This window comes from Mycobacterium sp. 1245801.1, assembly GCF_001673055.1.
Classification (GTDB): domain Bacteria; phylum Actinomycetota; class Actinomycetes; order Mycobacteriales; family Mycobacteriaceae; genus Mycobacterium; species Mycobacterium europaeum_A.
This window is the reverse complement of sequence record NZ_LZKY01000119.1, coordinates 1-12,373: the sequence shown is the minus strand read 5'-3', so window position 1 is coordinate 12,373 and position 12,373 is coordinate 1. Positions and strand designations below refer to the sequence as shown.

Below are 12,373 nucleotides of genomic sequence, written 5' to 3'. Positions count from 1 at the left end.
CGCCGGCTGCCACCGCGACGGCCGGCACTCCACCAGCGAGGTGGGGATGAGCATCGTCGACGCAAGCGAGGGACGGGTGCTGGTCAGCCCGTCCCGCGCGTTCGACGGTGAGTGGGTGTCGACCTTCGCGCCCGGAACGCCGTTCGCGATCGCCGTCGCGATCGAACAACTGACCGCTTTGCTGCCAGACGCCGGATGGTTCGCCGAACACCGGTTGACCCGAGACTTTTCCCCTTCAACACTGTCCGTTCAACACTCATAGCAAAAGAGAAGAGAGCACGATGTTCCAGCAACGGCCCCAACATGTTTCGAGGGTCCGGTGACCTCCGGAACCGTCATGCCGATCGTCCGCGTGGCAATACTGGCGGACAGCAGGTTGACGGAAATGGCCTTGCCTGCGGAGCTGCCGCTGCGCGAAATCCTGCCCGCCGTCCAGCGTTTGGTGGTTCCCGCCGCGGTTAACGGCGACTCCGAGGACGGCACCGCCACGCGCGGCGCCGCCGAGGTCGGCGCGGCGACCCAACTGAGCCTGGCGCCCATCGGTGGTGCGCCGTTCAGCCTGGACGCCAGCCTGGACACGGTCGGCGTCGTCGACGGTGATCTGCTGGCGCTGCAGGCGGTGCCGGTCGGTCCGGCCGCGCCCGGCATCGTCGAGGACATCGCCGACGCGGCCATGATCTTCTCCGCCTCACGGCTCAAGCCCTGGGGCACAACGCATATCCAGCGCGGCGCCCTGGCCGCGGCGATCGCGGTGGCATTCCTGGCCACCGGGCTGTCGGTGACCTACCGGGTGGCCACCGGTGCGCTGCTGGGACTGGTCGCGGTCAGCGCGGTGGCGGCCCTGACCGCGATCGTCGGCCTGCTGGTGACCGCGCGTTCGGCGCGCACCGGCATGGCGCTGTCCATCGCCGCGCTGGTTCCCATCGCCGCCGCGCTCGCGCTGGCGGTGCCGGGAAGGTTCGGTCCCGCCCAACTGACCCTGGCCGCGGCCGGCGTCACCGCGTGGTCCCTGATCGCCCTGATGGCGCCGAGCGCCGAGCGCGAGCGCATCGCCGGGTTCTTCACCGCGACCGCGGTGGTGGGCGCCGGGGTGCTGCTGGCCGCCGGTGCCGAATTGCTGTGGCACCTCACGCCCATCGCCATCGGCTGCGGCCTGATCGTGGCGGCGCTGCTGGTCACCATCGAGGCGGCCCAACTGTCCGCGCTGTGGGCGCGGTTCCCGTTGCCGGTCATCCCGGCGCCCGGGGACCCCACCCCGTCGGCGCCGTCGCTGCAGGTCCTCGAGGACCTGCCCCGGCGCGTGCGGATCAGCGACGCGCATCAGAGCGGATTCATCGCCGCCGCAGTGCTGCTCAGCGTCCTGGGTTCGGTGGCGATCGGCCTGCGGCCCGAGTCGCTCAGCGTCGCGGGCTGGTACGTGATCGCGGCGACCGCGGCGACGTCCGTGCTGCGCGCCAGGGTGTGGGACTCCGCCGCGTGCAAGGCGTGGCTGCTCGCCCAGCCCTTCCTGACCGCCGGAGTGCTGCTGGTGCTCTACACCTCGACCGGACGCTACGCGGCCGCGCTGGGCGCCGCGCTGGTGCTGCTGGCGCTGGTGACGGTGTGGATCGTGGTGGCGCTCAACCCGGGCATCGCTGCGCCGGAAAGCTATTCGCTGCCGGTGCGCCGGCTGGTGGGATTCGTCGCCACCGGACTCGACGCGTCGCTGATCCCCGTCATGGCGTTCGTGGTCGGTCTGTTCAGCTGGGTGCTCAATCGATGATTCGGCCGGCATCAGCCTGCTTCGCGGCGGCGTTGGCGGTGCTGCCCGCCGCCGCGACGTGGACCAGTCCGCCGGCGTTGGCCATCAGCCCGCCGACGGTCGATCCCGGTGTCCCGCCGCCCAGCGGGGCGCCGGGACCCGGGCAGCCGATGGAGCAGCGCGGACCCTGTAGCACGGCCGGAGTGGTACCCGGCAGCGATCCGGCTGCCATCACTCCCAGTCAGTCGGTGCTGAATCTCCCTGCGGCATGGCAGTTTTCGCGGGGCGAGGGGCAGCTGGTGGCGGTGCTCGACACCGGGGTGCGGCCGGGTCCACGCCTGCCCAACGCCGAAGCGGGCGGTGATTTCGTCGAGACGACCGACGGCCTGACCGACTGCGACGGCCACGGGACGCTGGTCGCCGGGATCATCGCCGGCCAGCCCTCGGCCGACGACGGTTTCTCCGGCGTGGCGCCCGCCGCGCGGGTGGTGTCGCTGCGGACGACGTCGGCCAAGTTCTCGCCGCGCACGCCGGGCGGCGATCCGATGCTGGCGCGGGTGTCGGCCGAGGTGTCCACGCTCGCCCGGGCGATCGTGCACGCGGCCGACCTCGGCGCCCGGGTGATCGACATCGGCTCGACCACCTGCATGCCCGTCGACCGGCCCGTCGACCAGGCCGCCCTCGGTGCCGCCGTCCGCTACGCGGCGGTGGACAAGGACGCGGTGATCGTCGCCGGCGCGGGCAACAGCGGACCCACCGGGGCCGCGGGTGGGGGCACCTCGTGTGAATCCAATCCGCTCACCGACCTGAGCCGCCCGAACGATCCACGGAATTGGGCCGGCGTCACGTCGGTGTCCATCCCGTCGTGGTGGCAGCCCTACGTGTTGTCGGTGGCCTCCCTGACCCCGGACGGCCAGCCTTCGAAATTCACCGTGGCGGGGCCGTGGGTGGGCGTCGCCGCGCCCGGCGAACGCATCGTGTCGATCGGCAACGCCGACGGCGGCGGCCTGGCGAACGGCCTGCCCGACGAACACCAGCAACTCGCCGCCCTGAGCGGCACCGGTTACGCGGCCGGCTACGTGGCCGGCGTCGCGGCGCTGGTCCGCAGCAAATACCCCGACCTCAACGCCAGCGCGGTGCTGCGCCGCATCACCGCGACCGCGCACAACGGCGCCCGCGACCCCTCCAACGTCGTGGGCACCGGCAGCGTGGATCCGGTGGCGGCCCTGACCTGGCAACTTCCCGCCGGTGAGCAGCCCGGCGCCGCGGCGGTGAAGCCGGTGGCCGTGCCGTCGGCACCCGCGCCCGAGGACACCAAACCGCGGACCGTCGCGGTGGCCGGCACCGTCGCGCTGGCCGTGCTGGTCGCGGTGGCCGGCGCCGTCACCGCAATCGCCGCACGCCGACGAAAGGACCCCACCCCGTGAGCAAGCATCGGATACCGATTCCCGGCAGCGGCCGAATCACGTTGGCGCTGTTGGCCATCGTGCCCGCGATCATGGCCTACCCGTGGCGCACCCCCCGCGACTACTGGCTGCTGGGCATCGCCGCCGCCGTCGTCATCGTGTTGTTCGGCTGGTGGGGCGGCCTGCATCTCACCACCATCGTGGGCCGCCGCCTGGTGATGATCGCCCGCGGCAACGCCGTCCCATCGAGCACTTCCGACACGGCGGCGACCGCCCTCATTCGCCTCGGCGCACCCGAGGACGACTCCGATGTGCTGCCGCTGCCGCTGATCGCGAGCTACCTGGACCGCTACGGCATCCGGGCGGACAAGATCCGCATCACCAGCCGCGACAACGCCGCCGACGCATCTCGGCGCGAGACGTGGATCGGGCTCACCGTGTCGGCGCGCGACAACCTGGCCGCGCTGCAGGCACGCTCGTCGCGAATCCCACTGCACGAGACCGCTCAGGTCGCCGCCCGCCGGCTGGCCGACCATCTTCGGGAGATCGGTTGGGAGGCCACCCCCGTCGCGGCCGACGACGTTCCTCGGTTGCTGACCAACAACCCGCGCGAGCGGTGGCGGGCAGTGCAGCGCGGCGCCTCGGATTACCTTGCCGCATACCGGATTTCGGTGGACGACGCTCTGCCGGAGACCCTGGCGGCGATCCGGTCGTATTCCGCGCGCGAGACCTGCACCGCGCTGGAGGTCGCCGGTGACAAGACCCGGCCCACCGTGGCGGTCGCCTGTGCGTTCCAGACCGAGACCGGCCCGGACGGCAAGGCACCGGTGGATGGGCTGACCCCGCAGCGCGGAAATCACCTGCCCGCGTTGACCGCACTGGACCTGCTGTCCACCCGGCGGCTCGACGGACACACCGCCGCGCCGGCGGACCTGCTCGCGCAGGTGCACTGGCCCACCCTCGCGGGCGGAGCCCACCGGGCCCCGCTGGGTGACATCGGCGACAACGCCGACACCGTCGAGGTGGTCAGAACATGACCTGCTGCAGGAACGCGGTCATCCGGCGCAGGTAGTCCAGCTGGCTCACGTGCAACACGTGGCTGCCCGGAAACCAATGCAGCGCACACTGATCCCAGTGGTGCCATAGTTTGACGGCGTGGTCGGGCGGCGCCATTCGGTCGCCGAGCCCGGTGATGATCATCCGGCGGTCCCGGGGCACCAGCGGCCGATAGTAGAGCGGGCAGTGGTAGGCCAAGCCCGCCGCCAAGTCGTCGTGGCTGATGTCGGACAGGCGCAGCCCCAGGCGAACCAGTCTGTTGGCCGGGAACCATTCGTCGAACAACGTCGCCGGCGTGACGACCGGGCAGTTGGGGATGACCGCCTCGAGCCGGTCGTCGACCGAGGCCACCAGCGCCGAGGTGTAACCACCCAACGAGATTCCGGTCAGCGCGATGCGGTCCACGCCGATGTGGCGCAAATAGTCGATGATGGAACGAAAGTCGTGCACGGCCTGGGCCATGGCCTCGGCGAAACCGCTGAGGCCGCCGGCGAAATAGCCGAAACCGCTGAAGGGTGAGAACTTTTCGGCCCGCTTGCCGTGAAACGGCAAGGTGTACATCAGCACGTCGTAGCCGGACCGGTAATACCAGGGCAGCGAAAAGAACCGCCCGTTGGCCAGATACGACGATCCCATGAAGCCGTGGATGACGCACAGGGTGGGGCGCGGCCCGTCGTCGTGGCGCCAATGCTGGGCGCGCACCATATTGTTCGACCGCCAGCCGCCCCACTGCGCGCGCATGGCGGGGTTGACGGCGGTGAAACTGCTGGGGAACGCGATGTTGTCGACGGTGCCGCGGGCGATCCATTCCGCCAGCGGGCTGGCCCGTCGCGACGCCACCCGGGGCACCTCGGCGGGGGCGGGAAAGGACCGCGCCGGATCGCCCGCCGCAGCCAGCTCGGCATAGAAATCGAGGTTGCCGCGCTCGGCGGCGGAATCGTGTTGGCGCAGGGTGGCGGCCACCACGAACGGCGCCACCGTGGTGGTGAGCAGCGACGCGACCCAGGTGCGCAGGGCCAGATCGCCGAGGGCCGACGCCTCGACTACCATTCGCTGGCGGGGCGACAACGCCGAATTGGGGGGTAATCCGCCGGTGCCGGCCGGTAGATCGGCGCCGGGGACGTCGGGAACGGGGACGGGCGGTTCGATCGGATCTGAGTCGGACGCCACGATCGCCGATGGTAGCCCGGCGGGCCCGCCTTGCCTGGGCGTTTCGACCGGTTTGGGTCGTAGCGGTGTTATCCCGGGACCATTCGGGCCGCGTCGGCGCACCATGGGAGTTGTACGGTTTGCTATCGACCGGCGAGCCGCGGCGCGAGGATCAGGAGGATCGACATGTGGGATCCGGACGTCTACCTGGCCTTCGCCGACCACCGGGGCCGCCCCTTCTATGACCTGCTGTCGCGGGTGGGCGCCGACCGGGCGCGGCGCGTCGTCGACCTGGGTTGCGGACCCGGTCACCTGACGAAGTATCTGGCCCGGCGCTGGCCCGACGCGGTGATCGAGGCGATGGACAGCTCGCCGGAGATGGTGGCCGCGGCCAAGGAGCGCGGCATCGACGCCGCCATCGGCGACCTGCGCGACTGGAAGCCCAAACCCGACACCGACGTGGTGGTGAGCAACGCGGCCCTGCATTGGGTGCCCGAGCACGCCGACCTGCTGCTGCGGTGGGCGGGGCAGCTGGCATCCGGATCGTGGATCGGTGTCCAGATGCCGGGCAACTTCGAGTCACCGTCCTATGCGGCGGTGCGGGCGCTGGCCCGCCGGGAGCCCTACGCGAAGCTGTTGCGCGACATACCGTTTCGGGTGGGCGCGGTGGTCCAGCCGCCGGCCCACTACGCCAATCTGCTGCTGGACGCGGGATGCAAGGTCGATGTCTGGGAGACCACGTATCTGCACCAGCTGACCGGCGAGCATCCGGTGCTGGAATGGATCACCGGCACGGCGCTGGTTCCGGTGCGCGAGCGGCTCGACGACGAGACGTGGGAGCAGTTCCGCGAGGAGCTGATCCCGCTGCTGCGGGACGCCTACCCGCCCCGATCCGACGGGACGACGATCTTCCCGTTCCGGCGGGTATTCGTCGTCGCCGAGGTGGGTGGCTCGAGCCGCTCTGCCGGCTAGCGGGGTGCGCCGGCGACTTTGCATCAGTCAGACCGCAATTAGCGCTGGGTGGGCTTGCCTTCTTCGATGCCCCGGTCGGCGGCGATGCCGGAACGCGGGGTCGGTTTGCCGTGGTGGATCTGCTCATACGTTTCGGTGTAGCGCGCCGAGATGCGGGTGCCGGCGAACTCCGAGGGAATGACGTCGCCGGTACTCTGACGCCAATCATGGAGCAGCACAGCGAGATTGGCAGCCACCTCGTCCGCATCTGTGCCGTCGCCGGCCAGCAGGTTGTTGGTCTCGGTGGGATCGCTGCGCAGATCGTAGAGTTCACGCTCGGGCCGCGGCGCGGTGACGAACGGCGCGACGGCCTGCCCGGACGGGCTCTCCTGGATGTCACGCGGCAGATCCAGCAGTGGCCGCGGCACGTAGTTCTCGATGTAGCTGTAGTCCTTGGTGCGAATCGCCCGAATCGGGTCGAACGAGTCGTGGTAGGTCTTCATCGTGTACACGTGGTCGCGCACCGGTGCGGTCTGCGGATCCGGCTCCAGCAGGGCGGGCGCATGTGAGACACCGTCAACGTCGACCGGAGCGTCGATTCCCAACAGCCCCAACAGCGTCGGGACCAGGTCGACCGCGCTGAACAGCTCGTCGTAGACGCGGGGCGCCAGCTTCCGGCGGGTGGGCGGTCGAACGATCATGCCGATGCCGGTCCCGGCGTCATACAGCGTGGATTTCGCCCGGGGGAACGGCGGGCCGTGATCGGTGAAGAACACCACCCAGGTGGTGGCGTCCAGGCCGGTGTCGGCCAGCGCGTCCAGCAGTCGCCCGACGGCGGCGTCGGCCGTGCTGATGGCCCCGTAGAAGTCGGCGAGGTCACCGCGCACCTCCGGGGTGTCGGGCAGGTAATCGGGCGGATCCACCCGGTCGCTGTCCGCCGGCGTGTAGCGGTCCCGTGGATACGGTCGGTGCGTCTCGAAGAAGCCAGCGGTCAACAGAAACGGTTGGCCGACAAGGCCTTCGGCACTTTGCCGCAGCCACTCGTCGGCCCTGTCGGCCACGTAGTCGCAGTAGGAGTTCGACACGTCGAACTCGTCGAAACCCAACCTCTTGGGGTAGGAGGTCTCGTGCTGCATGCCGAAAAGTGCCGAATACCAGCCGGATTCGGACAGTATCTGGGGCAGGGTCCGGATACCGTCGCGGTATTCCCAGCCGTGGTGGGCCAGCCCGATGAGCCCGTTGTTCTGCGGGTACCGGCCGGTGAACAGCGATCCGCGTGACGGCGAGCACAGCGGCGCGGTGGCGTGCGCGCGGGTGAACAGGATGCCCTCGGCGGCAAGGCGGTCCAGTCGCGGGCTCGACACGTCGGCGTGGCCGTAGGCGCCGAGGTAGCGCCCCAGGTCGTGCCAGTGCACGATCAGCACGTTGTCCCGAAAGCCCGTGTTCTGTTGTCGGTCCGCTATGTCGCCCGGCGTCAATTGCGTCACCTCTCACATTGCCTTGCGACCGGCGACGTTACCGCAACTTCCCTGCGCGATTGCTGAGTGCCGACGCGTCAGGGCATCGGCAGTTGACCCCAGCGGTTTTCGGAGACAAACTCCGACAGCGGGCGCCCGACGGTCCAGCCGTCCAGTTCCAACGCCGGACGATCCGGGAACTCCGGCACCGGCCCGAGGCACAGGATCGCCACCGGTTCGGCGCCGGGCGGCAGGTCCAGCAGCGACCCCAAGCGCTGCGGATCGAACAACGACACCCAACCCATGCCCAGGCCCTCGGAGCGGGCCGCCAGCCACAGGTTCTGGATCGCGCACGACACCGACGCCAGGTCCATCTGCGGCAGGGTGCGCCGGCCGAAGACGTGCGAGTCGCGGTCGTCGCCCAGGGCCACCACGAACAGCTCGGCGCACTCGAGGATGCCCTCCACCTTGAGCGCCAGAAATTCGTCGGCGCGTTCGCCCAGGGCGGCGGCGGTGCGCGGGCGTTCCTCGTCGACCAGGGCGTGGATGCGCCGCCGCAGCGAGGCGTCGGTGATCCGGATGAAGCGCCAGGGCTGCATCAGGCCGACGCTGGGCGCCGCGTGCGCGGCCTGCAGCAGCCGCGCCAGCACGGCCTCGTCCACCGTCGCGCCGGGAACGAACCGGCGCATGTCACGGCGTTCGGCGATGACGCGATAGACGGCCCGTCGCTCTTGCGGGCTGAATGCCTCACCGGTCACGTCAGCCATCGTAGGAAATCCGCGTTAGCGTGGGGCGTGCCCTGACCACCGGCCCGGTGGATCCCGGCGAGGGGAGTGTTGACAGTGAAGCCTTCCGACGTGCTCGATCAGCTGGCCGCCGACGCAGCCGCCGGTCGCCGCTACGGTGAGCCCTATCAGACCCCGGACGGCACCACCGTCATAGTGGTCACCAAACCGCTGGGCGTGTTCGCCATCCGCGACGGACAGGCCTCCTGGACGCCGGCGGTGGACGGGGGGCGGATCGCGCTGATCGGGGTGGTCACCGGGCTGCTGGCCGCGGTGATCGGCAGCCTGGCGGTGCTGCGGCAGCCGCCGTGGCCGCGCATCACGATCAGGGACTATAGGTAACGCCGACCGCGCGAAACACGTACTCCGGCGGCATGTCGAACGCCAGCGAGCGCAACGGCAGGCCGTCAAGCACGTCGTCGGGAATGGCGACCTTGTAGTGCAGCGACAACTCGCCGCTGAACTTCTCGTCGACCCGGGCGACGTCGACATCGACCTGCAGGCCGGTCGAGGAGATCTCCACCCGCGCCGCGCCGGTCTGCGGCGCGTTCCACCGCACGTTGACGGTCGGGCCGGCCAGCCGGGGCAGCATGGACAGCGTCGCCAGGACCCGCTCCGAGGTGAAGACCAGCGAACCCGTGTAGCTGGCGACGCTGTGCGGCAACCGCACACCCGGGATGGTGCCGCTGAATCGCCTCGTCACGGCGACGTAATCGGCGAGGTAGGTGAGGCCTTCCGACTCGAGCTGGGCGTGTAGCTCGTCGGGCAGCTTGCCGATGCCGAACAACCTACGGACAAAGACGGCCATATCGACAGTATGACCGCGCGAGCGCCGTCGTGTGGCGGTGCTGGTATCGGTTGGTTATGACTCGCCCGAGGATGCCGGTGGCCATCTGGATCGCAGCATTGGCCGCGACGCTGTACGCGCTGCTGTGGGTGGGCTACTGCCGGCACTGGGCCTGGCTGCATTCGATGGATTGGTGGCTGCTCAACGCCGCCCGCGACGTCGCGGTCAAACACCCGCTGTGGCTGCGGTTTTGGCAAGACGTGTCCTACGTCCTGGGCCCGGTGCCGATGTCCGTGCTGGGCATCGCAATGACGGTGTTGGCCCTGGTGATGCGCAATCCGCGGGCCGCGCTGGTGCTGGTGTTCGCCTGCGGGCCGCTCAACGAGTTCGTCACCGCGGCGGCCAAGGCCCTGGTCGACCGCCCGCGTCCGGCGACGATGCTGGTCGCCGCGGCGTCCAGTTCGTTTCCGTCCGGGCACGCGCTGGAGGCGATGGCCGCACTGCTCGCCGTGCTGTGCTTCTTCTTTCCGATGATGACCCGCTTGATCCGCCGCATCGCGGTCGCGGCGGTGGCGGTGTCGCTGCTGATGGTCGGCGCCGCCCGGGTGGCGCTGAACGTGCACTATCCGTCCGACGTGCTGGCCGGTTGGTCGCTGGGTTACCTGTATTTACTGGTGTGTCTCTTGGTCTTTCGGCCCCCGGCCCGTCGATCGGACGGCGTGGAGCGCACGGTCGAAGCCGCGGCGGTGCGCTAACGACACTGTCGCGGTGGGCATTTGGTCACGACGCGGTGACCTAACCGGGGCTAAAGCTTTACTTGACCCTGAAGATGTGCCCGTTCGACGATGGAGGGCATGCACCGACTGCTCGCTTCGCTATGCGCCGCGACGTGCGTACTTTTCGCCTCCCTGGTGCTCGCCCCGATCAGCGCCGCGGCCGGCGCTCCCTGGTTCGCGAACGCGGTAGGCAATGCGACGCAGGTGGTTTCGGTGGTCAGCACCGGCGGTTCCAACGCGACCATGGAGATCTTCCAGCGCACCGGCACCGGCTGGCAGTCGCTGCGGTCCGGCATCCCCACCCATGTCGGTTCGGCGGGGATGGCGCCGCAGGCCAAGAGCGGCGTTCCGGCCACCCCGATGGGGGTGTACAGCCTCGACTCCGCGTTCGGCACGGCGCCCAACCCGGGCACCGGCCTGCCCTACACCCAGGTGACCGGGGGAAACTACTGGTGGAGCGGCGACGACCACAGCCCGACGTTCAACTCGATGCAGGTGTGCCAGAAGGCGCAGTGCCCGTTCAACACCGGCGACAGTGAGAACCTGCAGATCCCGCAGTACAAGCACGCGGTCGTGATGGGCGTCAACAAGAACAAGACCCCGGGTGGGGGCGCCGCGTTCTTCTTCCACACCACCGACGGGAAACCCACCGAGGGCTGCGTGGCGGTCGACGACGCTCAGCTGGTGTCGATCATGAAATGGCTACGGCCCGGCGCGGTCATCGCCATCACCAAGTAGTTCAGTCGCCGGCGATGGCGCGGCCGGGCTTGAGCGTGAAGTTCAGGCCCTCCAAAGACATTGTGGCGTCGTAGGTTCGGTCATATCCGGTGCCGCTGATCTTCCAGCCGGCATCGGTGCGGCGGTAGGTGTCGCGGTAGAAGGCCGCCCCGATCAACATGAAGTTGAAATCGGCCACCATCACCCGATCCTGCAGATACCAACTGCCCGTTGCGGTGTCGCCATCGACGGTGATGTCGGGATGCGTCACCCGGTGCTCGGTGATGACGTTCGCCGGCAGCGAGGTCCGCATGTACTCCACCAGGTCGGCGCGGTTGGTGAAGTGCAATTCGTTGCCGATCGACGGGCCGTAGTCGGCCTTGATGTCCTCGGCCAGGGTGTCGGTGAAGTCGTCCCAGTGCTTGGTGTCCAGCGCGCGCAGATACCGGTATTTGACTTGCTTGATGGCTTCGATATCGGCCAGATCGTCGAGGGTCATCCCGTCATTGCAGCACACGGGAGATGCGAATCATGAGGCGGTCGGACGGGGTGGGCACCAGACTTCAACCAGTGCGTGTCCGCGCGGCGTGTCGTGTGCGTGGCTTACGGGGCGCGGTATCCCTGGCCCTCGGCGAGGTAACGGGTCACCATGTCGACGAGGGCACGTCGCTCCAGGCTCCAGTCGACGGTCGCGCCGGTGAGCATCTGCGCCAGCACCACACCGCGCAGCGTGGCCCAAATGACCTCGGCCACACCGGCATGCGCGGGATCGGTGGTGATGAGCCGGCCCAGCTGACCGATCGCGGAATTCATGTCCAGCAGGTGACGCCGTGACGGACCGCCGCGGGTTTCGCGCAGAATCTCGAAGGCGGCCATCGACGTCGGGCTGCTGTAACAGCTCCAGGCCGTGTCGACGACGACCTCGATGCGGCTGCGCAGCGGCAGCTCGCTGACATCGGCCGACGACAGGCTGTCCACCAGCCGGGCCACCCCGTCGTCGACCACGGCCATCAACAGGCCGTTGCGATCCCCGAAGTGGTACTGGATGACGCCCCAGGTGACGCCCGCACGCTCGGCGACGTGCTTGGCGGTGGCCGCCGAGAAGCCCTCCTCCACGATGCAGCGGACCGTCTCGTCGATGATCTTCGCCCGGGTGTCATCGCCGCGCTTGCGGGGCGCGGTGGTTCGCCTGGTGGGGCCAACCGGGCGATCGGGCGTCTGGCCAGCGACGATGGGCATTGTTGACTTTATAACATAGTCGAGTCTATTTTTGGGGCGTGAGCAGCCCCTCGCGATATGCGCAACTGTCCCGTGACGAGCTCGTCGCCCTGGTCCCCGAACTGCTGCTGATCGGGCAGCTGATCGACCGGTCCGGGATGGCCTGGTGCATCTCCTCGTTCGGTCGCGACGAGATGGTCCAGATCGCGATCGAGGAGTGGGCGGGTGCCAGCCCGATCTACACCCGCCGGATGCAGAAGGCGCTGAACTACGAGGGCGACGACGTCATCACGATTTTCAAGGGCCTGCAGCTCGACATCGGGGCGCCGC

Annotated in this window: 14 protein-coding genes and 1 pseudogene; 9 read left to right on the top strand and 6 right to left on the bottom strand. The window is 69.2% G+C overall.

All coding sequences use genetic code 11. The annotated features are described in order from the left end of the window. The 4 genes from A5622_RS07040 to eccE form a co-directional block, all read left to right on the top strand. On the top strand, nucleotides 1-262 hold a 262-nt coding region (locus tag A5622_RS07040; RefSeq protein WP_197499620.1), incomplete at its 5' end, for an ESX secretion-associated protein EspG. A 75-nt stretch (nucleotides 263-337) separates the two neighbouring features. Beyond that, on the top strand, nucleotides 338-1,762 hold the full coding sequence (gene eccD / locus A5622_RS07035; RefSeq protein ID WP_156752870.1) for a type VII secretion integral membrane protein EccD: 1,425 nt from the start codon (nucleotides 338-340) through the stop codon (nucleotides 1,760-1,762). Continuing rightward, nucleotides 1,759-3,168: a type VII secretion-associated serine protease mycosin gene (gene mycP / locus A5622_RS07030; RefSeq protein WP_066877524.1), complete on the top strand. Its 1,410-nt coding sequence runs from the start codon at nucleotides 1,759-1,761 to the stop codon at nucleotides 3,166-3,168. Before eccD ends, mycP begins: the two co-directional genes overlap by 4 nt. Continuing rightward, nucleotides 3,165-4,184, top strand: coding sequence for a type VII secretion protein EccE (gene eccE, locus A5622_RS07025; protein WP_066877522.1), 1,020 nt, complete (start codon nucleotides 3,165-3,167; stop codon nucleotides 4,182-4,184). The genes mycP and eccE overlap by 4 nt, the downstream gene beginning before the upstream one ends. Here the strand turns inward: eccE and A5622_RS07020 are convergent. Then, on the bottom strand, nucleotides 4,174-5,373 hold the full coding sequence (locus tag A5622_RS07020) for a S9 family peptidase (RefSeq protein ID WP_066877520.1): 1,200 nt from the start codon (nucleotides 5,371-5,373) through the stop codon (nucleotides 4,174-4,176). The two genes, eccE and A5622_RS07020, sit on opposite strands and share 11 nt — an antisense overlap. A 165-nt stretch (nucleotides 5,374-5,538) precedes the next feature. Between A5622_RS07020 and A5622_RS07015 the strand changes: the two genes are divergently transcribed. Further along, complete coding sequence (locus A5622_RS07015) at nucleotides 5,539-6,324, top strand: trans-aconitate 2-methyltransferase (protein ID WP_066877518.1); 786 nt, start codon at nucleotides 5,539-5,541, stop codon at nucleotides 6,322-6,324. Between the two features lie 38 nt (nucleotides 6,325-6,362). On the opposite strand, the gene A5622_RS07010 is transcribed toward A5622_RS07015, so the two are convergent. After that, a complete protein-coding gene (locus A5622_RS07010) occupies nucleotides 6,363-7,790 on the bottom strand; it encodes a sulfatase (RefSeq protein ID WP_066860083.1) in 1,428 nt (475 codons plus the stop codon). 68 nt (nucleotides 7,791-7,858) lie between these two features. Then, nucleotides 7,859-8,527 (bottom strand): 5,6-dimethylbenzimidazole synthase, encoded by a 669-nt coding sequence (bluB, locus tag A5622_RS07005; RefSeq protein ID WP_066860080.1) that lies wholly within the window; start codon nucleotides 8,525-8,527, stop codon nucleotides 7,859-7,861. 75 nt (nucleotides 8,528-8,602) lie between these two features. Here bluB and A5622_RS07000 point away from each other — a divergent pair, with 75 nt between their 5' ends. Continuing rightward, nucleotides 8,603-8,887: a hypothetical protein gene (locus tag A5622_RS07000; protein ID WP_066860077.1), complete on the top strand. Its 285-nt coding sequence runs from the start codon at nucleotides 8,603-8,605 to the stop codon at nucleotides 8,885-8,887. On the opposite strand, the gene A5622_RS06995 is transcribed toward A5622_RS07000, so the two are convergent. Next, on the bottom strand, nucleotides 8,871-9,353 hold the full coding sequence (locus A5622_RS06995; protein WP_066860074.1) for a hypothetical protein: 483 nt from the start codon (nucleotides 9,351-9,353) through the stop codon (nucleotides 8,871-8,873). The genes A5622_RS07000 and A5622_RS06995 overlap by 17 nt on opposite strands. Before the next feature lie 56 nt (nucleotides 9,354-9,409). Here A5622_RS06995 and A5622_RS06990 point away from each other — a divergent pair, with 56 nt between their 5' ends. Together A5622_RS06990 and A5622_RS06985 are read left to right on the top strand one after the other, a co-directional pair. Next, nucleotides 9,410-10,087, top strand: a complete 678-nt coding sequence (locus A5622_RS06990) for a phosphatase PAP2 family protein (RefSeq protein ID WP_066877516.1) — start codon at nucleotides 9,410-9,412, stop codon at nucleotides 10,085-10,087. A 99-nt stretch (nucleotides 10,088-10,186) separates the two neighbouring features. Next, nucleotides 10,187-10,846, top strand: coding sequence for a L,D-transpeptidase (locus tag A5622_RS06985; protein ID WP_066860121.1), 660 nt, complete (start codon nucleotides 10,187-10,189; stop codon nucleotides 10,844-10,846). A gap of 1 nt (nucleotide 10,847) precedes the next feature. Here the strand turns inward: A5622_RS06985 and A5622_RS06980 are convergent, their stop codons facing one another. Then, nucleotides 10,848-11,324 (bottom strand): nuclear transport factor 2 family protein, encoded by a 477-nt coding sequence (locus A5622_RS06980; protein WP_369829220.1) that lies wholly within the window; start codon nucleotides 11,322-11,324, stop codon nucleotides 10,848-10,850. Nucleotides 11,325-11,428: 104 nt separating this feature from the next. Then, the gene (locus A5622_RS06975) at nucleotides 11,429-12,064 is read right to left on the bottom strand and encodes a TetR/AcrR family transcriptional regulator (protein WP_066860065.1); all 636 of its coding nucleotides are present in this window, start codon (nucleotides 12,062-12,064) and stop codon (nucleotides 11,429-11,431) included. A 38-nt stretch (nucleotides 12,065-12,102) separates the two neighbouring features. On the opposite strand from A5622_RS06975, the pseudogene A5622_RS06970 reads away from it, so the two are divergent. Continuing rightward, nucleotides 12,103-12,373: pseudogene (locus A5622_RS06970) on the top strand (hypothetical protein); the annotation flags it as partial.

Bases quoted from the DNA above. Each gene is read 5' to 3' on its own strand.
- eccD (WP_156752870.1), top strand. From the start codon at position 338: ATGCCGATCGTCCGCGTGGCAATACTGGCGGACAGCAGGTTGACGGAA.
- mycP (WP_066877524.1), top strand. From the start codon at position 1,759: ATGATTCGGCCGGCATCAGCCTGCTTCGCGGCGGCGTTGGCGGTGCTG.
- A5622_RS07015 (WP_066877518.1), top strand. From the start codon at position 5,539: ATGTGGGATCCGGACGTCTACCTGGCCTTCGCCGACCACCGGGGCCGC.
- bluB (WP_066860080.1), bottom strand. From the start codon at position 8,527: ATGGCTGACGTGACCGGTGAGGCATTCAGCCCGCAAGAGCGACGGGCC.
- A5622_RS06995 (WP_066860074.1), bottom strand. From the start codon at position 9,353: ATGGCCGTCTTTGTCCGTAGGTTGTTCGGCATCGGCAAGCTGCCCGAC.
- A5622_RS06990 (WP_066877516.1), top strand. From the start codon at position 9,410: ATGACTCGCCCGAGGATGCCGGTGGCCATCTGGATCGCAGCATTGGCC.
- A5622_RS06985 (WP_066860121.1), top strand. From the start codon at position 10,187: ATGCACCGACTGCTCGCTTCGCTATGCGCCGCGACGTGCGTACTTTTC.
- A5622_RS06980 (WP_369829220.1), bottom strand. From the start codon at position 11,324: ATGACCCTCGACGATCTGGCCGATATCGAAGCCATCAAGCAAGTCAAA.
- A5622_RS06975 (WP_066860065.1), bottom strand. From the start codon at position 12,064: ATGCCCATCGTCGCTGGCCAGACGCCCGATCGCCCGGTTGGCCCCACC.